Source organism: Polaromonas sp. P1_H6, from assembly GCF_056405195.1.
Window position 1 is genome coordinate 1 of the sequence record NZ_JBFUCN010000001.1, and the last position, 23,419, is coordinate 23,419.

Consider the following 23,419-nt stretch of genomic DNA (forward strand, 5'->3'; position numbering starts at 1 on the left):
AGTTTAGCGAGACCCCGTCTGGACCGAGCACCGCAGGTTGCCCGTAGCGAAGCGGAGGGACGCAGCAACCAGGGTCGCCTTTTCTTTTGCTTACTTTTCTTTTGGCGAAGCAAAAGAAAAGTGAGTAGCCGCCGGGCTACCCCCGGCCAGCTACCCTCAGCAGAGGCTGCGCCGCCGGAACAAGAACCAGCCCGTCCGCAAGGACAAAAGAACCTAAACCCAGCTTTCCAACACAACCTTCCCCCGCGCCTTGCCGGACTCAATCAACTCATGCGCTCGCCGCAAATTCGCCGCACTGATCGAACCGAAGCTCTCCGTCAAGGTCGTGCGGATCAAACCCGAATCGACGAGTTGGGCGACCTCGTTGAGCAAGCGATGCTGCGCCACCATGTCGGGCGTGCCGAAGAGGGGGCGGGTGAACATCAGTTCCCAGTGGATGGATGCGCTCTTGCGTTTGAACAGCGTGATGTCGAAATTCACCGGGTCGTCGATCAGGCCGAACTTTCCTTGTGGTGCGATGGCTTCGGCGATTTGCGCGAGGTGGCTGTCGGTTTGTGTGAGGCTCACGATGTAGTCCACCGCGGGAATGCCGATGCGCTTGAGTTCTTCGGCAATCGGCCGGCTGTGATCGATGACGTGATGGGCGCCGAGCTCTTTCACCCAGGCCTGGGTTTCAGGCCGTGAGGCCGTGCCGATGACGGTCAGCGAGGTCAGGCGCGTGGCCAGCTGCGTCATGATCGAGCCGACACCGCCCGAGGCACCGATGATCAACAGTGTTTTGTTGTTCGGTGTTTTGCCCGGGGCTATACCCAGGCGGTCGAACAGCATTTCCCAGGCGGTAATGCTGGTCAAGGGCAGGGCGGCGGCTTCGGCAAAGCCCAGCGTTTTCGGCATGCGGCCGACGATGCGTTCATCGACCAGGTGGAGTTCGCTGTTGGTGCCGGGCCGGGCGATGGAGCCCGCGTACCAGACCTTGTCACCGGCCTTGAACAGCGTGACCTCGGGACCGACGGCGCGCACAACTCCGCTGGCGTCATAACCCAGCACCTTGTAATCCGGGCCGGCGCTGCGGGCCGCGCTGGCGCGCACTTTGGTGTCCACCGGATTCACCGACACCGCCTTGACCTCAACCAGTACATCGTGGCCGCTGGGCGTCGGATCGGGCAGGGTGATGTCGGTAAGGCCGGCCTCGCCTGCAGCGTTGAGGGCGTGTGCCTGGATGTAGCCAATGGCTTTCATGGTGTTTCCTTTGTGGTTCAAGTTGGACGAAAAGCGATGTTTTAACTGTATGATTTTTGAAAGTCGGGATAAACAACGTAGCAGTTGAAGCTATTTGCAAATAAAATTTGTAAATGAAAGCCCTGCAAGACCTGGAAATCTTTGTCCGCACCGTGGATTCGGGCAGCCTGTCGGCCACCGCACGCGGCCTCGACCTGACGCCGGCTGCCGCCAGCGCCGCGCTCAAGCGGCTTGAGGCGGAATTGCAGGCACCGCTGTTTGTGCGTTCCACGCGCAGCCTGCGCCTCACGCGCGAGGGCGAGGTCTTCCTCGCGCATTGCCGGCCCGCGCTGGCCGCCTTGCGCGATGCGCAGCTGGAACTGGCCAGCGGCCGGCAGCAGGTGAGTGGCATGCTGCAGCTGGCCGCGCCTTCCGACTTCGGCCGCAACCTGCTGCTGCCCTGGCTGGAGGCGTTTCAGCAGCAGCACCCCGGCATCCGTTACCGCCTGCATCTGTCGGACCGCGTCACCAATGTCTACAGCGACCTTGTCGATGCCGCCTTTCGCCAGGGTGAGCCGCCCGACTCCAGCATGCTGGCGCTGCCGGTACACCTGACCAACCGCCGCGTGCTGTGCGCCTCGCCCGCCTACCTGCAGGCGCATGGCACGCCCGCGACGCCGCAAGCCCTGGCGCAACACAGCTGCCTGTGCTTCATGCTTGGTGAAGAGGTGTATGACCGCTGGAGGTTCTGGCGTGATGGCGAAGAGCTCACCGTGCGCGCCGGCGGCGGCAACATCGCCAATGACGGCGACGTGGTGCGGTTGTGGGCGCTGGCCGGGCGCGGCATCATCTACAAATCGCGGCTGGACGTGGTGGCCGACCTGGCCGCGGCCCGGCTGGTCGCGCTGTGCACCGATTGGCAAACCGAGGCCTCGCCGATATACATGGTGTTACCGGGGCGGCGACAACTGACGCCGGGCCTGCGTTTGCTCCGCGAGTTTATTGAGCAGCGCTGTGCGGCGCTGACCAAGAACTAGTGTGCAGCCGGGCGCCCGCCTTGGCAAGCACAAGCGCCAAACCCGCCCTGACTTGAGGGTTGCGTTCAGGACTACAGACCTGGGAGCCCATCGCGCGCACAATGAATTTTCCAGCCGCCATCTTGGCGGATCGGATCATCAGGCAGCCCGGCCCGCAGGCCCGCGCGCTGCAACTCCTGAAAGGAAAAACGCGCATGCAAATCCAGGTCAATTCCAACCACAGCCTGCACACCGGCGAATCTTTCGAGCGCTGGGCCAGCGGCGAACTTCATCAGTCGCTGGGCCGCTTCAAAGGCGACATCACACGCATCGAAGTACACATGAGCGACGAGAACAGTGACAAAACCAGCCCCGACCAGAAGCGCTGCGTGATGGAGGCGCGGCTGGCGCGCCACGAGCCGCTGGCCGTCAACCACAACGCGCCCAACCAGGACCTGGCTTTCCGCGGCGCGAGCGACAAACTCAAGCGCATGCTGGACCACACGCTGGGCAAGCTGCGCGACCATCACCGCGACCGCGAAACCATACGGCACGAACCCGCACCCGAACCCGGGACGCCTTAGCCCGCGCTAGGATTTTTCCAGGGCCTTGACCATGGCAAAGCGGCGCAGTTGGGCGCCGCGCCGCTCGACGAGTTGCTCTCCCGTGACCATAAAGCCCTGGCGCGCGAAAAACGGCTGGCCTACCAGGCTGGCTTCGGTGTAGAGCTGTGCCACGCCGATGGCGCGCAGCGCGGCCTCGGCGCGGGCCAGCAGTTGCGAGGCTACACCGCGGCGCGCCGCCAGCGGTGAGCTGAACATCAAGTCGATGTGGCCGTCGTCTTCGTAGGCGACGAAACCCAGCAGCGCGTCGCTGTTTTCAGCCTCCTGCGCGAGCAATACCTTCAAAGGTTTCAGCCGCGCCTCCCAGATGCCCAGGTCGGGCGGCTGCGGCGCCCAGGCCTTGCGTTGGGCTTCGTCGTAGTGGCTGCCCGCGAGGCCGTGCACTGCATCGGTGTAAAGCTGGGCAACGGCGGCCAGGTCTGCGTTTATGTAAGGCCGGATGTGCATTTCAGCGAGGAACCTCGGACGGCTCCTGGTCTTCAGGGTCTTCGCGCGGCGCCTCAGCCACCGGAACCACGAGGTGGGCAAATGCACCTGCCTTGACAATCAGCACCACCGCCAGCAGCAACTCAAACAGGGCGATGGAGATGTCCAGCTTGGCGTCCGGTGTGATCGATGAGAAGGCGGCACTGGATTCCATGAACAGAAAGCTGCGGAAAATAAGCCACACCAGGGTCGGCGCGGCCTTGGTGATCAGCCACAGGCCCAACAGCGCGGAGCCGACCTTGGCAAGTTCGTGGGGCTCGGCGGACAAGCGATTCTGGTAGTGCGTGCGGGGCAGCAGCTTGTGGGCGATTGCCATGGGGAAAAGCCAGAACAGCAATGCCGCGGCAACGTAAGCCACCCCGATGGCGTAGGAAACGATGCTGGGGGTTTTGCCTAAATTGTTTGCGGCAAGCGCGGCGGGGATGCTCACCCAGTAGGCCACGCTGGCGATGCCAAGCCAGACGGCGAACAAACGAACACCCAGGCCAACGAGTTGTTGAGGAGTCATGGAATTCCTGTTGTAAGGCGGGATGTCATTCCGCCGGTCCGGCCACCGCGGCCGGGAGCGCTGGTTTTACCATGCCGTACCCGGAATTCAGAAGCTCCCCAGGTAATCCATCTTGCCCAGCGGCACACCCTGGTGGCGCAGGATGCCGTACGCGGTGGTGAGGTGGAAGAAAAGATTGGGCAGCACGAAGTTCAGCAGGTAGGGCTCGCACTCGAAATTCAATTCCTTGCCGCGTACCTTGAGCGTCACGGTGCCGCCGGCGCGCGCATTGATTTGCGCCTCGTCCACGGTCTTGAGGAAATCCAGCGTCTTGGTGATGCGGGCCTGCAGTTCCTCAAACGTGGTTTCGGTGTCGGCAAAGCTGGGCGGTGTGACGGCGGCCAGGCGCGCCGCGCCGAACTTGGCGGCGTCGCTCGCGCCCTGGACCTGGCCCGACAGCGGGTACATGTCGGGCGCCAGGCGGGCGTTGACGTAAGTGGAAAGGTCCACCTTGTTGGCTTCGGCGTGAGCCTTGGCCTTTTCAAGCACGGCCGACAGGTTGGCGAAGCCGCGGATAAAGACGGGAATGGAAGCCTGGTAAAGCGTCAGTGCCATGGGAATTCTCGAGGGTTGGTTTCGGCGGGATGGCCGTGGCGGAAATGCCGGCCCTGATTTTGTTCCCGTTGCGGAAATTTTGCTGGCATGGTGCAAACTTGCCGGAAAGCCGTGTTTCACGCTGAATTAAAAACTGCTGCTTGATCCCATGAAAATCGCCTTGCTGTCGGATGTACACGCCAACCTGCGCGCGCTGGAGGCTTGTCTGGCCCATGCCGCCGCGCAGGGTGCCGGCCGGCTGGCCGTGCTGGGCGACCTGGTGGGCTACGGTGCGCAACCGGCCGAGGTGGTGCGGCGCATTCGCGGCCTGGCGGGCGAGGGCGCCATCGTGCTCAAGGGCAACCATGACGAGTGCGCCGTGGCGCCGCCCGCGCAGGCCCGTTCGCTGGACCAGAGCGGCGCCGCCTGGACCCATGAACAACTGGACCAGGATGCGCTGGATTTTCTGGCGGCGCTGCCTTTGACGGCCACCGTCGATGCTGCGCTGCTGGTGCATGCCAGCGCCGACGCACCCGGGCGCTGGCACTATGTCGACAACGAACGCCGCGCCGAAGCCAGCCTTGATGCGGCGTGCCTCAACCCGGCGGTGCGTTATGTGTTCTGCGGCCATGTGCACGCGCAGACGCTTTATTTCCGTGGCGCGGGGCAGGGGCTGATGCGCTTTGATCCTACGCCGGGTGTGCCCATCCCGGTGCCGCCGCACCGGCGCTGGATCGCCACCGTGGGCTCGGTGGGCCAGCCGCGCGACGGCAACACCCGGGCCATGTATGCGTTGTTCGACGCCGACCGGGCCGAGCTGACTTTTCATCGTGTGGCGTACGACCATCTGGCCGCGGCGGCCGATATACGCGCGGCGGGTTTGCCCGGCTATTTCGCCGAGCGGCTGGAGGCGGGCCTGTGAAGCTGATGCCGCCCGGCACCGTGATCGACGGGTTTGTCGTCGGTGAATGCCTGCATGCCGGCGGCATGGCCCACATCTACCAGGTGGGGTATGCCGATCCGTCGCGGGCCGCGCCTTTTCCCATGGCGATGAAGGTGCCGCGCATGACAGCCGGCGACGGCGCCGAAAACATCGTGGGCTTCGAGGTCGAGCTGCAACTGCTGTCGGCATTGACGGGGCCGCATGTGCCGCGGCTGGTGGCGGCGGGAGACCTGGAAAAGCTGCCCTACCTGGTGATGGAATACGTGCCCGGCCGAACCCTGCAACAACTGCTGGACGACACCACGGGGCCGCTGCCCGCGCAGGAAATCGCCCGGCTGGGTGTGGCCGTGGCCCAGGCGGTGCACAGCCTGCACCTGCAGGATGCCTGCCACCTGGACCTGAAACCGGCCAACGTGCTGATGCGCCCCGACGGCAGCGCGGTGCTGCTGGATTTCGGCTTGTCCTGCCACGCGCATTACCCGGACCTGCTGGCCGAAGAACTGCGTCCCGCCGTCGGTTCGTCCGTCTGGATGGCGCCTGAACAGGTGGTGGGTGTGCGGGGCGACCCGCGCAGCGACATTTTTGCCGTCGGTGTGATGCTGTACGAGCTGGCCACGCGCGAACTGCCGTTCGGCAACCCGCAAACCCGGGGCGGCTTGCGGCAACGCCTGTGGATGGACCCGGTGCCGCCGCGCGTCCTGCGGCCGGAGCTGCCCGAGTGGCTGCAGGAGGTGATCCTGCATTGCTTGCAGAGCGAAGCCGGCCGGCGTTATGCATCGGCCGCGCACCTGGCGCTGGACCTGTCGGACCCGGCGCAGATCGCGGTGACGGAGCTGGGGTTACGCCTGAAGGCCACCGGCTTCTGGGCCCACTTCAAGCGCTGGCTGCGCGCGGTGGGCAAGGATTACCGGCCCAGCGCGCTGCCTTCGCGGCAGATTGACGCCGCGCCCATCATCATGGCGGCCGTGCCGCATCGGGACGTGAGCGACGCCACGCTGTATTCGCTGCGGCGTGCCGTGATGCGGGTGCTGGGCACGGCGCCCGGCGCGCGGCTGGCCTGCGTGACCGTGATAGACCCCGGGGAAGCGGACGGCCACGACACCCGGACCAGCGAAACCACGGTGCACCGGCGCTACCTGGGCATGCTCAGGCAGTGGGCCCAGCCCTTGGGCCTGGACAGCCGGACGCTGTCCTTCCACGTCATCGAGTCGAGCGACGTCGCGCAGGCGCTTCTTCACTATGCCCGCGGCAACCAGGCCGGCATCATCGTCATGGGGGCGGCGACGCACGGCCTGCAGATGCAGCGCCTGCTGGCGACCGTGCCGATCAAGGTCGCCATGGCGGCGCCCTGCACGGTGATCCTGGTCAAGCAGGTGCTGCCGTTCGACCGGCTGGCGGGGGAAGAGGGCTAGGCTTTCAGGAGCCGGCCATGAGCTTGTGCACCAGGTCTGCGGTAGTGGAAGCCTTGTACTTGCGCATCAGGCGGGCGCGGTAGATTTCGACGGTGCGGTGGCTGATGACCAGCGCGCGGCCAATCTCCTTGGAGGTCATGCCGTCCATCAGGTGGGCGGCCACTTCGCGCTCGCGCGCTGTGAGTTCGGCGGTGACCGGGCGGCGCGAGCTGAGGTCTTCGAAAGTCCAGATGCCGGCCTCGTGCGGCGCGCTGCGGTTGAGGGCCCGGCCGGTGACGTGGCACCAGAAGGTCTCGCCCTTGTTGCGGCCGTCCACGCGTTTCATGATGCGGTCGTCGGCGTACAGGCCCTTGGCGTTCAGGATGGGAAGCATGCGCGCGCCTATGCGCTCATACTCGTCCGCGCTCGGGTAGAGGATCTGGAAGGACTGGCCCGCGAGCTGCTCGCGCGTGGCGCCGAACATCTCGCATAAATGCTGGTTGCAGTCCACAATCGAGCGGTTGCGGGACAGCACCAGTCCCACCGGCGCCAGATCGAATGCGAGCTGGTAATCCACTTCCACAGTACTTACCTTTACGGAAAACTACGTAACTTAATAAGTAGTATCGTAATGGATTGCCTGGACATCGAACGACTCAAGGAGACGATTTGTGAAGAAACTTTTTCCCTCAGCCGCCGAGGCCCTCAAGGGCGTCGTCAAAGACGGCCAGTTGCTGGCCGTGGGCGGCTTCGGCCTGTGCGGCATTCCCGAGGCGCTGATCGACGCGCTGCGTGACAGCCAGGCCAAGAACCTGACGGTGATCTCCAACAACGCGGGCGTCGACGGCTTCGGCCTGGGCAAGCTGCTGGAGACCCGGCAGATCAAAAAAATGATCTCCAGCTACGTGGGCGAGAACAAGGAGTTCGAGCGCCAGTACCTGGCCGGTGAACTCGAACTCGAATTCACGCCCCAGGGCACGCTGGCTGAAAAGCTGCGCGCCGGTGGTGCCGGCATCCCGGCCTTTTTCACCAAGACCGGCGTGGGCACGCAGGTTGCCGAGGGCAAGGAACTGCGCGAATTCGACGGCGAGACCTATGTGATGGAGCGTTCGCTGGTGCCCGACGTGGCCCTGGTCAAGGCGCATGTGGCCGACAAGTCGGGCAACCTTCGCTTCAACCTCACGGCCCGCAATTTCAACCCGGCCGCAGCGATGGCCGGCAAGGTCTGCATCGTCGAGGTGGAGAAGATCGTCGAAGTCGGCGAGCTGGCGCCCGACGACATCCACCTGCCGGGCATCTATGTGCACCGCATCGTGCTCAATGCGAATCCTGAAAAACGCATCGAGAAGCGCACCATCACCGAGAAAGCAGGAGCCTGACATGCCTTGGACCCAAGACCAGATGGCGGCGCGCGCCGCCCAGGAACTCGAAGACGGTTTTTACGTGAACCTCGGCATCGGCATCCCGACGCTGGTGGCCAATTTCACCGGCGACAAGGAAGTGTGGCTGCAGTCGGAAAACGGCATGCTGGGCATAGGCCCGTTCCCGACCGCGGACCAGGTCGACGCCGACCTGATCAACGCCGGCAAGCAGACCGTCACCACCATCAAGGGCTCGTCCATCTTCGGCAGCCATGACAGCTTCGCGATGATCCGCGGCGGCAAGGTCAACCTGTCCATCCTGGGCGCGATGCAGGTCAGCGAAAAAGGCGACCTGGCCAACTGGATGATCCCGGGCAAGATGGTCAAGGGCATGGGCGGCGCGATGGACCTGGTGGCGGGCGTCAAGCGCGTCATCATCCTGATGGAACACGTCGCCAAAAAGAAGGACGGCACCGAGGACATGAAAATTCTGCCCCAGTGCACCTTGCCGCTCACGGGTGTGGGCGTGGTGGACCGCATCATCACCGACCTGGCCGTGATGGACGTGACACCCGAAGGCCTCAAAGTGGTGGAACTGGCGCCCGGCGTGACGCGTGAAGCGCTGCAGGCCAAGACCGGCGTGACCTTGATCTAAGGCTAAGGCCGAAAACAAAAAAGCCGCCGGCCTTTTTAGGCAGCGGCTTTGGTGCCCCGGGGTTTTCCCTGGGGCTTATTTTTTTGCGGATCTCGTTCTTTCGGGGCTTTTCGTCTGCCCGGCCTTTTCGGCCTGCCCGGCCTTCCCATGCCGCTCGCCTTCGGTGGCCGCCGCGGCCCTGCGCCTGGCCGGCGTGGCCTTGTCCTGCAGCAACTCGTCGCGGGCCAGGTTTTCGATCATGGCCAGCAGCACCGTGCGTGTCATCTTGATGTGTTCAGGCTCTATGCCTTCGATGCTCACGTTGTTGGTCTCTTCGGCCAGGGGCACCAGCAGCTTCTTGAGCGCGCGGCCCTTGTCGCTCAGGTGCACATACATATTCTTCTTGTTGGTGGGTAGCTGCTTGCGCTCGATGTAGCCCAGCGACTCCATGGCCTTCATGGCGGTGAAGGTGGTGGGCTCCATCACGCCGGCGCGTTCGCTGAGTTCTTTTTGCGTCAGACCGTCGGATTCCCAGAGGATGCGCAGGAAAGTCCAGTGGCCGAAGGGCACCCCATGCTGCGCCAGCCGCACCTGCAGCGCGCGGTGAAAGGCGCGTGAGGCATCGCGGATCAGGTGCGCGAGGCGGTCATTGGGCACGGCTTCACGCCAGTGGCGGATGATGTTTTGGGTGTCGTTGCTCATGAACCAACATTGTGACCGACTTGGTGCGGGGGGATGCAATCCCGGCCGCTGCGGGCGGATTCAAGCAGCGCCAGGCAGACCGCCGTGGTGGCGCGGGCCCATTCGCCGCTGTGCACGGCCGGCTTGCCCTCGGCCACGGCGGCATACAGCTCGTCAATCACTTCCTGGCGCGGGATAGCCGGGGCAGGCAGGGGCTCCACGGTTTTTTCGCTGTCGGCATAGATGGTGATCTCCGACGGCCCGGGGCGCAGGTCGGCCTTTTCGCAGCTCACGATGACCTGGCCGAAATGCTGGTGCCGCAGGCCAAGGGGCAGGGCGCTGCCGGCCGTGTACAGGCTGCCGCCGTAGTTGCGGGCGGCTTTGAGCGCGCTTTCTTCCGCCGAGCTGGCCGCGCCTTGCAGCCGCTTGCGGGCCGCGCCATAGTCGGCCGGGTTTTTGGCCTGGCCCATCTCGCCAATATTTCCCAGCAACTCGTCCGAGTCGTAATGGCCGTAGCCGCTGTAGGTGGCCGAGGCGAAGGCACCGCCTTCAAAACGCAGCAGCGCGCTGTAGGCACCCTCGGTGGGGCGGCTCGCGTCCCAGGCGCCGGTGTGGGCGCGCACGCTGCGCACCAGCCCGCCGCCCAGCAGGCGCACGATGTCCATCTGGTGGGTGGCCTGGCTGTGGATCACGCCGCCGCCGGCGGCCGTGTCCAGCTCTTCGGGCCGGCGTGGGCGGTAGAGGAAGTCGGTGAAATTCAGCGCGTGGATCATCTTCACCGCGCCATAGCGGCCGCTGTCGATGAGTTCGCGCGTGCGGCGTATCGGGGTGTTGAAGCTGTGGCTGTGGCCGACGATCAGGTGGACGCCCGCGCCGCGGGCCGCCTCAATCATGCTGGTGCATTCGTCCACCGTCAGGGCCATGGGTTTTTCCACCATGACGTGTTTACCGAAGGAGGCGGCCAGGCGCACGTGTTCGGCATGGAGCTGGTGCGGCGAGGCGATGTAAAGGGCTTCCACCGCCGGGTTGGCGCAGAGGGCCTCGATGGATTCGTAGCTGGGCGCGCCGAAGTCTTTTTCAAACTGGGCGCGGGCGGCGGCGATGGGGTCTGTCGCGCCCACCAGCTTCACGCGGCCGTCATGCACAAAGGTGGGCAGCATCAGCGTGAAGGCCCGCCCCAGCCCGACCACGCCGAGTTTCAGTCTGCGCTGTGTCATAAGTCCAGTACCAGTTCGGGCGATTTTGCACGCGAGACGCAGACCATGATGTGGTCTGATTTTTCCTCGTCCGTCAGCACCATGTCGCGGTGCTCGGCCTCGCCGGCCAGCAGGCCGGTCTTGCAGGTGCCGCAGGTGCCGCTTTCGCAGGAGCTGGCCACGCGCAGGCCGCTGCCGCGCAGGGCTTCCAGGAGGGTCTGCTCGGCGCCGACCTCCACGGTCTTTCCGCTTTTCGCCAGGCGCACGCTGAAGGGCGTGTTCTCCGCATAGACCGTGGCATCGACACCAAAGCTTTCGAAATGCACGGCGCCGGAGGGCCAGTGGCCCGACATGTCGGCCACGCTGTCCATCAGGCCTTTGGGGCCGCAGCAGTAGACGTGCGCCGCGGCGGGCTTTTCAAACACCGGCCAAAGGTCCAGCGCCTGGTCGATGTCGCCGTTGTCGTGGTGGATTTGCACCTGGCCGGGGAATTCGGATTGCAGCTCGTTGATGAAGGCGGTGCCTGCGGCGTCGCGTGTGCAGTAGTAGAGCTTGAAGCCGCCGGCCTGGGTGCGCTTGAGCTGCCGCATCATGGACAGGATGGGCGTGATGCCTATGCCGCCCGCGACAAAGATGAAGTCGCTGGCGTGCGCGGCCAGCTCGAAGTTGTTGCGCGGCGCGCTCACCGACAGCAGTTGGCCGGCCTGCACCTCGTCGGCCATGCTGATGGAGCCGCCGCGGCCGCGCCCGTCGCGCTTGACGGCGATCTGCCAGGCGCCGGTGTCGGCCGGGTCGCTGCACAGCGAATAGTTGCGGCGCACGCCGCTGGGCACTTCCACCGTCAGGTGCGAGCCGGCGGTAAAGGCGGGCAAGGGGGCGCCGTCGGGGCGGTGCAGCTCGAACAGGTAAATGCCTTGTGCGACTTCCCCTTTGCGCGCAACCTTCAAGGAAAAGAAATCGGGCTCCGCCGCCGCGGCGTGCGTGGCGGCGTCATTGGCCTTGGGGTTAACGCTCATTCTTGTCTCCAAAATTTTCTTGACAAAAAACAAAATAACGATAATCTTAGTCATCTAAGAATAATCGTCTTGCCCTGGATTTGCAAGCCGTTTTTAAACCCGTTTTGAAGCAAGGGCCCCACCTGTGGCCCGCCCTGATGAGAAGGACATTCGCGATGTTGACCGCTGAGGAAAATGAACTCTTGTGCCGCGTTGAGGGCCAGGCCCCCATGGGCCAGCTGATGCGCCGCCACTGGACGCCCGTCTGCCTGATCGAAGAGGTCAGCGAACCCGACGGCACGCCCGTCAAGGCGCGCGTGTTCGGCGAAGACCTGGTGGTGTTCCGCGACACCAAGGGCCGCGTCGGCGTGATGGATGAATACTGCCCGCACCGCCGCGTCTCGCTGGTGTTCGGCCGCAATGAAGACTGCGGCTTGCGCTGCCTCTATCACGGCTGGAAGATGGACGTGGAAGGCAATGTGCTGGAGATGGTTTCCGAGCCCACCGCCAGCGGCATGGCGCAAAAGGTCAAGCACCTGGCCTACCCGGTGAAAGAGTGGGGCGGTTTTGTCTGGGCCTATATGGGCCCGAAAGAAAGCCAGCCCGAGTTCGAGCCGCCGGCCTGGGCGCCCACGGCCGATGCCAAGGTCACCATCGCCAAGGCGCTAATCCCCTGCAACTGGGCGCAAATCCTTGAAGGCGCGATCGACTCGGCGCACAGCTCCAGCCTGCATTCCTCCGACATGGTGCCGGCGCGCGTCGAAGGCGCCGAAGCCACCGATACCAACTGGCTGCGTCCCTCGACCGACAAGGCGCCGCGCATGCAGGTGGAGCGCGGCAGCTACGGCTTCCGGTATGCGGCCATCCGCCGCCCGATCAAGAACGCGGCCGCCAACGACTACATCCGCTCGACGGTGTTCGTCGCGCCGGCCACCGCGCTGATCCCGCCCAACAACCTCTACAACGTCGCCAACATCAACGTGCCGATGGACGACACCAACACGGCCTTTTATTTCATCGCCTGGGGCCATCCTTCGCAGACACCCGACACCGACAGCTGGCGTAAATTCCTGGGCCAGCAATTGGGTGCCGACCTCGATGCCAACTACGCGCCGCTGCGCAACCGCGGCAACCATTTCTGGCAGGACCGCGAGGCCATGAAGGCAGGCAACTTCACCGGCATCACCGGTTTCCCCAACCAGGACATCGCGATGTGGGTGACCATGGGGCCGATCGCTGACCGCACGCACGAGCGCCTGGGCGCCAGCGACATGGCCGTGGTCGAGTTCCGCAAGCAGATGCTGGAGGCGGTGCGCGACTTCCAGGCCGGCGGCACGGCCATAGGCACAGGCGCGGCGCGTATCCCGTCCAGCGTGGTTGCCTTCCAGGCCATCGTGCCCAAGACCACCGACTGGCGCGCCTACCGGGCGTCCTATGTCTGGGATACGCGCGAACCCGAGCTGGAGCCGTCCTACTCCACCTAGCCGTATTGGTATTGCTTTTCCGTTTGCTTCCCGTTCCGCATCGTCAGCTAAAAAATTATCAGGAGACAAGTCCATGAAATCCCCACGCCGCTTCCTCTTGCTGGCCAGCGCAATGCTGCTGGCCGGCCTGCTGCCCCGCTTCGCGAGTGCCCAGGGCGCTTACCCGAACCATCCGATCAAATTTGTCGTGCCCTATGCGGCCGGCGGCTTGCCCGACACCGTGGCGCGCATCTACGCGCAGCGCCTGGGCGATAAACTGGGCCAGGCTGTGGTGGTCGACAACCGGCCCGGCGCCAACGGCGTGGTTGCCGCGCAGGCGCTGGCCACGGCCCCCAAGGACGGCTACACCTTTCTCGTGACCGACGGTTCGATGTTCTCCATCAACCCCGCCATCTACAAAAACCTGGGCTATGACTACAAGCGCGACTTCATGCCGGTCTCGCTCGCGGCGCGCGCGCCGCTGTACCTCGCGGTGCACCCCAAGGTGCCGGCCAACACGCTGCAGGAATTCATCGCCCTGGCCAAGGCCAAGCCCGGCACGCTGAACTACGGCTCCTCGGGCATAGGCAGCACCCACCACCTGACCATGGAAGCCATGAAGGCCGCCCTGGGCCTGCAGATCACGCACGTTCCCTTCAAGGGCACCGGCCAGTCGGTGCCCGCGCTGATCGGCGGGCAGGTCGAAGTGCTGTTCTCGGCGCTGCCTTCGCTGGTGGGTTTCGTGAAGGGCGGCCAGGTCAAGCTGCTGGCCACCAACTCGGCCCGACGTTCGGCCCAGGAACCCAATGTGCCGGCCATCGCCGAAATCATTCCGGGTTTTGACTTCGCGCCCATCGTCGGCGTGCTGGCCGCCACCGGCACTCCGGCCAGCGCCATCGACCGCATCAGCGCCGAGATGGCGCAGATTGCCAGGATGCCCGACGTCATCGCCACGCTGAGCAATGCCGGCATCGAGCCGATAGGCAGCAGCCCGGCCGACTACGGCAAAGCCATCCTCGGCGAGAACGAGCGGCTGGCCAAAGCTATAGCCACCTCCGGTATCAAACCTGAATAAACCATTTACTGAAACCTCCTCTCAAGGAACACACCGCGACATGTCAAAACTGAAACTGAGCTTCGGCTGCTGGAACTACGACCGCACCCGCGCCCTGATGGACGGCAGCGTGCAGCCCGACGGCATAGACCTGAATTACCTCAACATGCCGGTGGAAGAAACCTTCTTCCGCATGCTGCGGCACAAGGAGTTCGACGTCGCGGAAATGTCGCTGTCGTCGTACACCGTCTCCATGTTCAACGAGTCGAGGCCCTTTGTGGCGATCCCGGTGTTCCCCTCGCGCTTTTTCCGCCACTCCTGCATCTATGTGAACGCCAACTCAGGCATCCGCGAAGCCAAGGACCTGATCGGCAAACGCGTCGGCAACCCCGAGTACCAGATGACGGCCCCGGTGTGGATACGCGGCATTTTGTCCGACCACTACGGCGTGCCCGTCGACAGCGTGACCTACTTCACCGGTGGCGAGGAAGAGCCCGGCCGCTCCGAAAAAATCAAGCTTGATTTACCGCCCAACATCAAGGTCGAGCGCATAGGGCCCGACCAGACCCTGGCGCAGATGCTGCTCGACGGCGAGATCGACGCGCTCTACACCGCACGCATGCCGTCCAGCTTCCTCAAGGGCGGCGGCAAGGTGCTGCGCCTGTTTGACGACTATGAGCAGGTCGAGCGCAACTACTTCAAAGAGACGGGCATCTTCCCCATCATGCACACGGTCGCGATACGCCGCGACGTTTACGAGGCCAACCGCTGGGTCGCGCGTTCGATGATGAAGGCACTCGAAGAGTCGCAGCGCCGCACCTATGAGGACCTCTATGAAACCGCGGCCCTCAAGGCCATGCTGCCCTGGCTGACCTCGCACGTAGAGCAGGTCAGGCGCGAGATGGGCGAGGACTTCTGGCCCTACGGCTTCGAGAAGAACCAGGCCACGCTGCAGACCTTTTTGCGCTATTCGTTTGAGCAGGGCCTGTCGAAGCGGCTGCTTAAACCCGAGGAGCTGTTCGCGCCCGAATCGCTCGAAGCCTTCAAAATATAGGGAGCCCACCGGCACACAGCCGGCGCACAACAAGATCAAGATGACAAGATGAGACTGGATGTCTGACACCTTTCTGGGCTATCTGCTGGCAAGCGCTGCCTTGCTGCTTTTCACCGCGTCCATCCTGGTCACCAAGGTGGCGTCCCATCGCCTGGACCTCGGCCTGGGTTTCCTGGTTGCCACCTCCGCCAACGTTGCTTTTTCGGCCCTGGCTTTCGGCGTGCAGATGGGCCTGCGTGGCGACGTGCTGCAGTGGAATTCGCAGGCCTTCTGGCTGTTCGCCGCGGCGGGCGCCTTCGCCACCTACCTGGGGCGTTTCTTCTTTTATGAATCCGTCGTGCGCTTCGGCCCGGCCAAGGCCAGCATCTTCCAGATCAGCAGCCCGCTGTTCACCGCGCTGATGGCCTGGCTGTGGCTGGGTGAGCGCCTGAGCGTGCTGGTGGCGCTGGGCATGGTGATGACCATCGCCGGCCTGATGCTGGTCAGCTACAAGCCCGGGTTCTTCTCGCGCCGAGGCGCGGCCGCCGTGATGGCGCCCGACGGTGGCCCCGCGCCTGTGGCCCCTGCATCGACCGCGATGCAGCGCGTGCTGCAGTCGGTGTTCCTGCTGGGCGTGGGCAGTTCCATGGCCTACGCGATCGGCAATGTACTCAGGGGCTCGGCGGTGCGTGGCTGGAACGAGCCCGTGCTGGGCGCACTGGTCGGAGCGGTCAGTGGCCTGGCGTTTCACCTGCTGTTCAGCGCCGGCAAGCGCGAGATCGCCTCGCGCATGCGCGCGGCCGACCGCGGCGGCATGGCGCTTTTTGCACTGATCGGCGTGTCGACGATCTCCGCGCAGATCTGCGTGATCGCCGCCATGCGCTACATACCGCTGTCCATCGCCACGCTGGTGACCCTGTGCACGCCCATCCTGGTGTTTCCGCTGAGCCACCTGCTGTTCAAGGACAGGGACGCCATCAAGGCCACCACGCTGGCCGGCAGCGGCTTGACATTGCTTGGAATCGCCATCATCGTGATGCGCTGAGCCGCCGGCCCACCGCAGGCCGGCAACATTTCGCCAGGAGACAAGGCAAGCCCATGGACACCCCGGACAAAACGCTGCACCGCGACTACGCCACGGCGGCCGAGGCCATGATGATCCTCAATGTCAGGCCGCAGACCTTGTACGCCTACGTGAGCCGGGGCTGGATACGCAGCGTGGCCCAGCAGGGCCAGAAGGGAAAGCTCTACCTGCGCGACGACCTCACGCGCGTCGGCATGCGCTCGCTGGCGCGCTCCGGCCACGGCGCGGTGGCGGCCTCGGCCATGAACTGGGGCGAACCGATCTTCCCGACCTCCATCACCGAGATCACCGAACAGGGCCCGCGCTACCGCGGCCACCTGGCCGCCGACCTGGTGCGATCCGGCGCTTCCTTCGAAGCGGTGGCCGAACTGCTCTGGACCGGCGAGCTGGCCACCCGCGCGAAAGCCTGGCTTGTGCGCAAGCCCTCCGCCGAACTCGTCAAGCTCACCCAGACCTTGACCTCGCTGCAGGTGCAGGGCAACGTGCTCGAGTCCTTCGCGCTCGTGGTGCTGCTGCTCGGCATGCGGCGCGGCTCCGTGGCCGAACGCCTGTCGCAGGGCAAGACCCTGCCGGCCGCGCGCGAGATCATGCAGACCGTGGTGGCCTGCTGCGGTTTTGTCGGGGCGGCGCAAAGCTATCGGCCCCTGCAGCGCGGCGAGTCCATGGTCACCGGCCTGCTGCACGCACTGGCCGCGCCGCCGACCGCGGAGAACAGCGAAGCCCTGCGCGCCATGCTGATCCTGATGGCCGATCATGAACTGCCGCCCGGCACCCTGGCCGCCCGCGTCGTGGCTTCCGCCGGCGGCACCCTGCACAGCTGCCTGGCCGCCGCGCTGTGCGCGACCTCAGGCGTGGCCGTGGGCCGCATGTACGAGCGCGTGGAAGACTTCCTGGGCCAGGCCCCCACCACAGCCGCACTCGTCAAGCGCGCCCACAAGCTCCATGCCCAGGGCCAGAGCGTGCCCGGCTTCGACCACCCGCTGTATCCCAAGGGCGACCCGCGCGCCGCGCAGCTGCTGGCCATGGTGCTCAACCGTGAGAACCCCGGCCGCGAACTGCGCGCGGTCTCGCGTTTCATCAACGAGATGCGCGACGGTGCCGGCCTGTTGCCCCGGCAGGAACTGGCGCTGGTCGTGATGGCCCGCGCCATGGGACTGCCGCGTCAGGCCACGGCCGCGCTGTTTGTGCTGGGACGGCTTGCGGGCTGGGTTGCGCATGTGCAGGAGCAGCGCGCGGCAGGAACGCTGCTGCGGCCGCGTGCGAAGTTTGTAAAGCCGCCAGCCCCCATCCCAACCTTCCCCCAGCGGGGGAAGGAGCAAATCCGGTCCTAGCGTCATCGCAGCGTGCCGCTCTTGCTCCCTCCCCCTCTGGGGGAGGGCAGGGGTGGGGGCCAGCGGCCTCAAAACACCCCGCCCTTCTTCGTGATGCACGGGTCTTCGGTCGCTCAGGGCGAGCGCATTGTTGAAAAGGTGGAGGCCCGTTCACATTGATTCAATGTTCAAGATTGAATCAATCTTGGGTCTTCACTAGGATGACTGGCGCCTGCAAATTCGCGCCATAAAAACTGGAGACAAGACATGCCATTCAATCGCCGCACCGGGGTGCTCGCCCTCTGCTTTTCCGGCGCTTTCGCCGCCTTCGCCGGCTCGCTGGGCTGGGCACAGGACTACCCGGTCAAGCCCATCCACATCGTCGTGCCGCTGCCGCCCGGCGGCTCCAACGACGTTCTGGCCCGTATCCTGGGCCAGAAGATGTCCGAGTCCTTCGGCCAGCCCGTCATCGTCGACAACAAGCCCGGCGCGGCCGGCAACATCGCCACCGACTTCATGGCCAAGACCGAGGCCGACGGCTACAACATCGCGGTCGCGCCCAACCAGACCGTTGCCGTCAACCCGGTGCTGTATCCCAAGCTGCCCTTCGACGTGAACCGCGACCTGACCGGCATCACCCTGATGGGCCGCGTGCCCATGGTGCTGGTGGTCTCGCCGGCCAAGGTGCAGGCCACCAGCGTGGCTGAACTGATCGCCCTGGCCAAGGCCAACCCCGACAAGCTGACCTATGCCTCCGCTGGTTCCGGCAGCCCGCAGCACATGGCGGCCGAGGTTTTTAAATCCATGACCGGAACCAAGCTCACGCAGATTCCCTACAAGGGCTCCGCGCCCGCCTTGGTCGATGTGCTGGGCGGCCAAGTGGACGTGATGTTCTGCCCCATGAACTCGGCGCTGCCGCACATCCGCAGCGGCAAGCTGCGCGCGCTGGGCACCACAGGTACCAAACGCGTCGAGCTGCTGCCCAACGTGCCGACCATCGCCGAAACCGTGCCCAGCTATGAAAGCGACATCTGGATAGGCATGGTAGCCCCGGCCAAAACGCCGGCCGCCATCATCCACAAGCTCAATGCCGAACTGCGCCGTTCGCTGGCGCTGCCCGACGTGCAGGCCAAGCTGGCCGAGCAGGGCATTTATGCCGAGACCAGCACGCCCGCTGAATTCACCAAACTGATCGCCGACGACCAGAAGCGCTGGGCAGCCGTCATCAAGACAGCCAATATCAAACCAGAGTAAGCGGCCTCTTTTTTCATCAGGAGATTTCATGACTCTTCCTTCCGGCTCCGCCGTGCGCCGCGACATTCCCCAGCCTTCCGAACCGGAAGAGACCGTCTGGGCCAGCGATGCCATTGCCGACATGCTGCGCGCGATGGACATTCCCTATGTGCTGCTGAACCCGGGCGCGAGCTTTCGCGGTCTGCACGACAGCATCGTCAACCACCTCGGCAATGAAAAGCCGCAGATGATGGTGGTGCTGCATGAAGAGCACGCGGTGGCCATCGCCCACGGCTACACCAAGGTCACAGGCAAGCCGCTGATCGCCATCCTGCACAGCAACGTCGGCCTGATGCACGGCTCCATGGCGATCTTCGACGCCTGGGTGGACCGCGTGCCCGTCATCGTGCTGGGCGCCACCGGCCCGGTCGACGCCCACAAGCGCCGCCCCTGGATCGACTGGATCCACACGGCGCAGGACCAGGCCGCCCTGGTGCGCCACTTCACCAAGTGGGACTGCCAGCCCGCATCCATCCCTTCCGCGCAAGAGGCCCTGCTGCGCGCGCGGCAGATTGCCACCACCGCGCCGCAGGGCCCCGTCTATGTCTGCTTTGATGCGGCCCTGCAGGAATCCAAGCTTACTGAGCGCCCCACGATCCCCGACCCGGCGCGCTACCTCGCGCCGCCGCAGGCCAGGCCTTCGGACGACATCGTCGCGCAGGCCGCGGCCTTGCTGTCCAAGGCCAGCCGCCCGGTGATCCTGATGGGCCGCGTCACCCGCAGCGAAGCCGCCTGGGCCGAGCGCATCAAACTGGCCGAAACCCTGAACGCCGAGGTGTTGACCGACCTGCGCGTGGGCGCGGCCTTCCCGACCGACCACCCGCTGCACGCCGCGCCCAGTGGCGCTTTCCTCACCCCCAATGCGCAGCAAGTGCTGCGCGAAGCCGACGTGGTGCTGAGCCTGGACTGGCTGGACCTCTCCGGCACGCTCAAGCAGGCCTGGGGCGACAAGCCCGTGGGCAGCAAGATCATCCAGGTCTCGGTCGACCACTACAGCCACAACGGCTGGAGCATGGACCACCAGGGCCTGCCGCCGGTCGACGTCTTCATGCTGTGCGAGCCCGAGCCGGCAGTAACCTTGCTGAACCAGCAGGTCAGGGCGCGCAAGACACCCGCACCCGCCAAGCGGCCGCTGCCGGTATACCCGCCGGTGCAGCCCGTGCCGGGCGCCTCGGGCGCCAGCAACATGATGGTGTCCACACTCGCGGCCACACTCAAGCGCGCGGTCGGTGACCAGAAGGTCTGCCTGATGCGCCTGCCGCTGAGCTGGAGCGGCGAGATGTGGGACTTCAGGCATCCGCTGGACTTCCTCGGTTATGACGGCGGCGGCGGCATCGGTTCCGGCCCCGGCATGTCCATAGGCTCGGCGCTGGGCCTCAAGGGCACTGACCGCCTGCCCGTCGCGGTGATAGGCGACGGCGACTACATGATGGGCGTCAACGCGCTGTGGACGGCCGCCAACGCGCGCATCCCCATGCTGGTGGTGGTCTGTAACAACCGCTCCTTCTTCAACGACGAGGTGCACCAGGAGCGCGTGGCACGCCAGCGCAAGCGCCCGATCGAGAACCGCTGGATAGGCCAGCGCATCAGCGACCCGCCGCCCGACCTCGCCATGATGGCGCGCGGCCAGGGGCTGACGGGGATTGGCCCGGTCGAGGACGCCGGCGAACTCGAGAAGATCCTGGTGGACGCCATCGCCGCCGTGAAGCGCGGTGAAACCGTGGTGGTCGACGTGGTGGTGCAGACCGGCTACAGCGCGGCCATGACGGCGGGGCTCACGCGGTCCAAGGACTGAGCCGTTTTTCCCCTCTCCCTCTGGGAGAGGGTTAGGGTGAGGGCCAGCGGCCGTGGAGCCGTCACAGCATCCGAATGCAGGGAGCCCTCACCCCCGCCCTCTCCCAGAGGGAGAGGGAGTAACACAAGAGCATCAAAGGAAGCAAACACATGCGCGCACACGAAATCCCCGTCGGCATCCTGCCGACCCAACGCGGCCTGTACTACGGCGGCGCTTGGCATGCGCCCAAGGCCGGCGGCTATGCCGACACCTTTAACCCGACCTACAACGAAGCCATCACCTCGGCCCCCATCGCCGATGCGGCCGATGTGGATGCCGCCGTGCAGGCCGCCCACGCGGCGTTTCCGGCCTGGGCCGCCACGCCGCCCGTGGAGCGCGGCCGCTACCTGCGAAAGGCTGCTGCCGTGCTGCGCGAGCATGCGGTGCCGCTGGCGTTGCTGGACTCGCTCAACAACGGCAACCCGGTGTCGGCCCTGGCCATGGACGCGGGTTTTGCCGCCGACTGCCTGGATTACTTCGCGGGCCTGGCCACCGAGATCAAGGGCGAAACCATCCCCATGGGCGACGGCAACTTCAACTACACGCTGCAGGAGCCGCTGGGCGTGATCGCCCGCATCGTCGCCTACAACCACCCCTTCATGTTCGCCGCCGCCCGCCTGGCCGCACCGCTGGCCGCCGGCAACACCGTGGTGGTGAAGTCGCCCGACCAGGCACCCCTGTCCATCCTGCGGCTGGCTGAACTCGTGGGCGACGTCTTCCCGCCCGGCGTCGCCAACTTTTTATGCGGCGGCCGCGAGTGCGGCGACGCCATGGGCAAGCATCCGCTGGTGCGCAAGATCACGCTGATAGGCGGCGTGCCCACGGGCAAGGCCGTCATGAAGACGGCCTCCGACAACCTGAAGCCCGTGCTGCTGGAGCTGGGCGGCAAAAACGCGCTCATCGCCTACCCCGATGCCGATATCGACAAACTCGTCAACGGCATCATCGGCGGCATGAACTTCACCTGGTCGGGCCAGAGCTGCGGCTCCACCAGCCGCGTCTTCCTGCACGAGTCCATCCATGACCAGGTTCTGGAGAAAGTCGTCAAGCTGCTGCCCGAGCGCCACAAGCCCGGCATTCCGACCGACCCCAGGACCACCATGGGCTCGCTGGTCAGCCGCGCGCAGCTCGAGAAAGTGCAGGGCTACGTTGCCAAGGGCCTGGAAGACGGCGGCCGTCTGGTCTGCGGCGGCAAGCAGCCTACGGACGAGGCGCTGAAAGACGGCTTCTTCTACGAAGCCACCGTGTTCGCCGACATGAAACCGCACATGCGTCTGGCGCAGGAAGAAGTCTTCGGCCCCATCATGTCGGTCTTTAAATGGACTGACGAAGACAGCCTGTTCGAGCAGGTCAACGGCGTCGACTTCGGCCTCACCGGCTCCATCTGGACGCAGAACATCAACACCGCGCACCGCGCCGCCAAACGCATACACACCGGTTATGTGTGGATCAACAACTCCAGCCAGCACTTCATGGGCGCGCCTTTCGGCGGCGTCAAGCAATCGGGCATTGGGCGCGAGGAATGTTTTGCCGAGCTCATGGAGTTCACGTATACCAAGAACGTGAACCTGAAGCTCGGCTAAAGCCATCGCACAGCCCGTGGGGCTGTGCGGGGTTCAGCCCGCCATCCGCCCAAAACGCCCCGCGTTGAAATCCTTCATCGCCTGCAGGATTTCCTCACGGGTGTTCATCACAAACGGCCCATGGCCCACGATGGGCTCGTCGATCGGCTCGCCGCTGAGCAGCAGCAGGGTGGCGTCGCCGTTGGCTTCAATCTGCAGCGCTTCGCCCTCGCGCTCCAGCAGCGCCATCTGCGCTTCGCGCACCACTTCCTGGCCGTTGAGCTGCACCGTGCCGCGCAGCACGACCAGCGCCGCCGTGCGGCCTTCGGGAATGGTCAGCACCACCGTCTTGCCTTCGCGCAGCCGCATGTCCCAGACGTCGATCGGCGTGAAGGTGCGCGCCGGCCCCTTGTGGCCCTCATAGTCGCCCGCGATCACGCGCACCGTGCCCGCGCCGTCCGGCAGGTCCACCCGCGGGATGTCCTTGTCCAGGATGCCCTGGTAGCCCGGCGCCGCCATCTTGTCTTTGGCCGGCAGGTTGACCCACAGTTGCACCATCTCAAACGGCCCGCCCGTGCGCGTGAATTCGCGCGAGTGGAATTCCTCATGCAGGATGCCGGATGCCGCCGTCATCCACTGCACGTCGCCCGGGCCGATCACGCCGCCGTTGCCGGTGGAGTCGCGATGCTCGACCTCGCCCTTGTAGACGATGGTCACGGTCTCAAAACCACGGTGCGGGTGCTGGCCCACGCCGCGCGGCGTGTCGGTGGGCTCAAACTGCGCCGGGCCGGCATAGTCCAGCAACAGGAAGGGGCTCACATGCGAGCCCAGCGTGTCATAGGTGAACAGCGAGCGCACGGGGAAACCGTCACCGACCCAGTGGCCATGGGGGTTGCTGTAAATGCCCAGAATCTTTTTCATCGCGTGTTTCTCCTGTTTCCTGTGGTGAGGCCGGCAAGAACCGGGCCAACACAGGGCAGATGGGGGAAAAAAGACGCCCCATTAGGGGGCAAAACCGCATGTCTGCGTTCTGTTTTTAGAACAATTGGGAGGGACGCGCTGGCATAGGGGAATTGCCCCCGGGAAGCGCCAGGCAGGCGACGGGAAAGCGTCCGATACCGCGCCGCACCATATTCCCACACGCCACCACGCAGGGGCGGC

General features: G+C 65.1%; 23 protein-coding genes. 14 read left to right on the top strand and 9 right to left on the bottom strand.

Translation table 11 applies throughout. The annotated features are described in order from the left end of the window. Positions 1–213: 213 nt before the first annotated feature. Positions 214–1,239: a zinc-binding alcohol dehydrogenase family protein gene (locus AC1D1F_RS00005; RefSeq protein WP_477679130.1), complete on the bottom strand. Its 1,026-nt coding sequence runs from the start codon at positions 1,237–1,239 to the stop codon at positions 214–216. A gap of 113 nt (positions 1,240–1,352) precedes the next feature. Here AC1D1F_RS00005 and AC1D1F_RS00010 point away from each other — a divergent pair, with 113 nt between their 5' ends. Both AC1D1F_RS00010 and AC1D1F_RS00015 read left to right on the top strand, forming a co-directional pair. Next, positions 1,353–2,255: a LysR family transcriptional regulator gene (locus tag AC1D1F_RS00010; protein ID WP_477679131.1), complete on the top strand. Its 903-nt coding sequence runs from the start codon at positions 1,353–1,355 to the stop codon at positions 2,253–2,255. A gap of 194 nt (positions 2,256–2,449) precedes the next feature. Further along, a complete protein-coding gene (locus AC1D1F_RS00015; RefSeq protein WP_477683621.1) occupies positions 2,450–2,818 on the top strand; it encodes an HPF/RaiA family ribosome-associated protein in 369 nt (122 codons plus the stop codon). A gap of 6 nt (positions 2,819–2,824) precedes the next feature. On the opposite strand, the gene AC1D1F_RS00020 is transcribed toward AC1D1F_RS00015, so the two are convergent. The 3 genes from AC1D1F_RS00020 to AC1D1F_RS00030 all read right to left on the bottom strand — a co-directional run bounded on the left by AC1D1F_RS00020 (position 2,825) and on the right by AC1D1F_RS00030 (position 4,445). Further along, positions 2,825–3,304 carry a GNAT family N-acetyltransferase gene (locus AC1D1F_RS00020; protein WP_477676135.1) on the bottom strand — a complete coding sequence of 160 codons (480 nt, stop codon included), beginning with the start codon at positions 3,302–3,304 and terminating at the stop codon, positions 2,825–2,827. 1 nt (position 3,305) lies between these two features. Next, positions 3,306–3,851, bottom strand: coding sequence for a hypothetical protein (locus AC1D1F_RS00025; protein ID WP_477700614.1), 546 nt, complete (start codon positions 3,849–3,851; stop codon positions 3,306–3,308). An 87-nt stretch (positions 3,852–3,938) separates the two neighbouring features. Continuing rightward, the gene (locus AC1D1F_RS00030) at positions 3,939–4,445 is read right to left on the bottom strand and encodes a DUF1993 domain-containing protein (protein WP_477676133.1); all 507 of its coding nucleotides are present in this window, start codon (positions 4,443–4,445) and stop codon (positions 3,939–3,941) included. A 148-nt stretch (positions 4,446–4,593) separates the two neighbouring features. On the opposite strand from AC1D1F_RS00030, the gene AC1D1F_RS00035 reads away from it, so the two are divergent. Together AC1D1F_RS00035 and AC1D1F_RS00040 are read left to right on the top strand one after the other, a co-directional pair. Next, complete coding sequence (locus AC1D1F_RS00035; RefSeq protein ID WP_477676132.1) at positions 4,594–5,346, top strand: metallophosphoesterase family protein; 753 nt, start codon at positions 4,594–4,596, stop codon at positions 5,344–5,346. Beyond that, positions 5,343–6,779: a serine/threonine protein kinase gene (locus AC1D1F_RS00040; protein WP_477697069.1), complete on the top strand. Its 1,437-nt coding sequence runs from the start codon at positions 5,343–5,345 to the stop codon at positions 6,777–6,779. The genes AC1D1F_RS00035 and AC1D1F_RS00040 overlap by 4 nt, the downstream gene beginning before the upstream one ends. 4 nt (positions 6,780–6,783) lie before the next feature. Here the strand turns inward: AC1D1F_RS00040 and AC1D1F_RS00045 are convergent, their stop codons facing one another. Next, a complete protein-coding gene (locus AC1D1F_RS00045; RefSeq protein ID WP_436153885.1) occupies positions 6,784–7,341 on the bottom strand; it encodes a helix-turn-helix transcriptional regulator in 558 nt (185 codons plus the stop codon). An 88-nt stretch (positions 7,342–7,429) separates the two neighbouring features. Here AC1D1F_RS00045 and AC1D1F_RS00050 point away from each other — a divergent pair, with 88 nt between their 5' ends. Then, complete coding sequence (locus tag AC1D1F_RS00050; RefSeq protein ID WP_477676130.1) at positions 7,430–8,137, top strand: CoA transferase subunit A; 708 nt, start codon at positions 7,430–7,432, stop codon at positions 8,135–8,137. Between the two features lies 1 nt (position 8,138). Then, the gene (locus AC1D1F_RS00055) at positions 8,139–8,774 is read left to right on the top strand and encodes a 3-oxoacid CoA-transferase subunit B (protein WP_477676129.1); all 636 of its coding nucleotides are present in this window, start codon (positions 8,139–8,141) and stop codon (positions 8,772–8,774) included. A 75-nt stretch (positions 8,775–8,849) separates the two neighbouring features. Here AC1D1F_RS00055 and AC1D1F_RS00060 read toward each other — a convergent pair whose 3' ends face one another. The 3 genes from AC1D1F_RS00060 to AC1D1F_RS00070 are packed head-to-tail and all read right to left on the bottom strand — an operon-like array spanning position 8,850 to position 11,646. Beyond that, positions 8,850–9,455: a MarR family winged helix-turn-helix transcriptional regulator gene (locus AC1D1F_RS00060; RefSeq protein WP_477676128.1), complete on the bottom strand. Its 606-nt coding sequence runs from the start codon at positions 9,453–9,455 to the stop codon at positions 8,850–8,852. After that, positions 9,452–10,651 (bottom strand): Gfo/Idh/MocA family protein, encoded by a 1,200-nt coding sequence (locus tag AC1D1F_RS00065; protein WP_477697070.1) that lies wholly within the window; start codon positions 10,649–10,651, stop codon positions 9,452–9,454. Before AC1D1F_RS00065 ends, AC1D1F_RS00060 begins: the two co-directional genes overlap by 4 nt. Next, positions 10,648–11,646: a PDR/VanB family oxidoreductase gene (locus AC1D1F_RS00070; RefSeq protein ID WP_477676126.1), complete on the bottom strand. Its 999-nt coding sequence runs from the start codon at positions 11,644–11,646 to the stop codon at positions 10,648–10,650. The genes AC1D1F_RS00065 and AC1D1F_RS00070 overlap by 4 nt, the downstream gene beginning before the upstream one ends. Before the next feature lie 155 nt (positions 11,647–11,801). Between AC1D1F_RS00070 and AC1D1F_RS00075 the strand changes: the two genes are divergently transcribed. From AC1D1F_RS00075 to AC1D1F_RS00110, 8 genes are all read left to right on the top strand, one after another. Further along, the gene (locus AC1D1F_RS00075; RefSeq protein ID WP_477676125.1) at positions 11,802–13,109 is read left to right on the top strand and encodes a Rieske 2Fe-2S domain-containing protein; all 1,308 of its coding nucleotides are present in this window, start codon (positions 11,802–11,804) and stop codon (positions 13,107–13,109) included. A 73-nt stretch (positions 13,110–13,182) separates the two neighbouring features. Then, the gene (locus AC1D1F_RS00080; protein ID WP_477676124.1) at positions 13,183–14,163 is read left to right on the top strand and encodes a Bug family tripartite tricarboxylate transporter substrate binding protein; all 981 of its coding nucleotides are present in this window, start codon (positions 13,183–13,185) and stop codon (positions 14,161–14,163) included. Positions 14,164–14,203: 40 nt separating this feature from the next. Continuing rightward, positions 14,204–15,196 carry a substrate-binding domain-containing protein gene (locus tag AC1D1F_RS00085; RefSeq protein ID WP_477697518.1) on the top strand — a complete coding sequence of 331 codons (993 nt, stop codon included), beginning with the start codon at positions 14,204–14,206 and terminating at the stop codon, positions 15,194–15,196. 58 nt (positions 15,197–15,254) lie between these two features. Continuing rightward, positions 15,255–16,220 carry a DMT family transporter gene (locus tag AC1D1F_RS00090; protein WP_477676122.1) on the top strand — a complete coding sequence of 322 codons (966 nt, stop codon included), beginning with the start codon at positions 15,255–15,257 and terminating at the stop codon, positions 16,218–16,220. A gap of 53 nt (positions 16,221–16,273) precedes the next feature. Then, entirely contained in the window at positions 16,274–17,590 is a 1,317-nt protein-coding gene (locus AC1D1F_RS00095; protein WP_477676121.1) for a citrate synthase, read from the top strand. A gap of 246 nt (positions 17,591–17,836) precedes the next feature. Continuing rightward, on the top strand, positions 17,837–18,823 hold the full coding sequence (locus tag AC1D1F_RS00100; protein ID WP_477676120.1) for a Bug family tripartite tricarboxylate transporter substrate binding protein: 987 nt from the start codon (positions 17,837–17,839) through the stop codon (positions 18,821–18,823). Positions 18,824–18,851: 28 nt separating this feature from the next. Then, complete coding sequence (locus AC1D1F_RS00105) at positions 18,852–20,657, top strand: thiamine pyrophosphate-binding protein (protein WP_477700615.1); 1,806 nt, start codon at positions 18,852–18,854, stop codon at positions 20,655–20,657. 149 nt (positions 20,658–20,806) lie between these two features. Next, the gene (locus tag AC1D1F_RS00110; RefSeq protein WP_477677452.1) at positions 20,807–22,279 is read left to right on the top strand and encodes an aldehyde dehydrogenase family protein; all 1,473 of its coding nucleotides are present in this window, start codon (positions 20,807–20,809) and stop codon (positions 22,277–22,279) included. Between the two features lie 33 nt (positions 22,280–22,312). On the opposite strand, the gene AC1D1F_RS00115 is transcribed toward AC1D1F_RS00110, so the two are convergent. Then, positions 22,313–23,179 (bottom strand): pirin family protein, encoded by an 867-nt coding sequence (locus AC1D1F_RS00115; RefSeq protein WP_477677453.1) that lies wholly within the window; start codon positions 23,177–23,179, stop codon positions 22,313–22,315. Between the last annotated feature and the right edge of the window lie 240 nt (positions 23,180–23,419).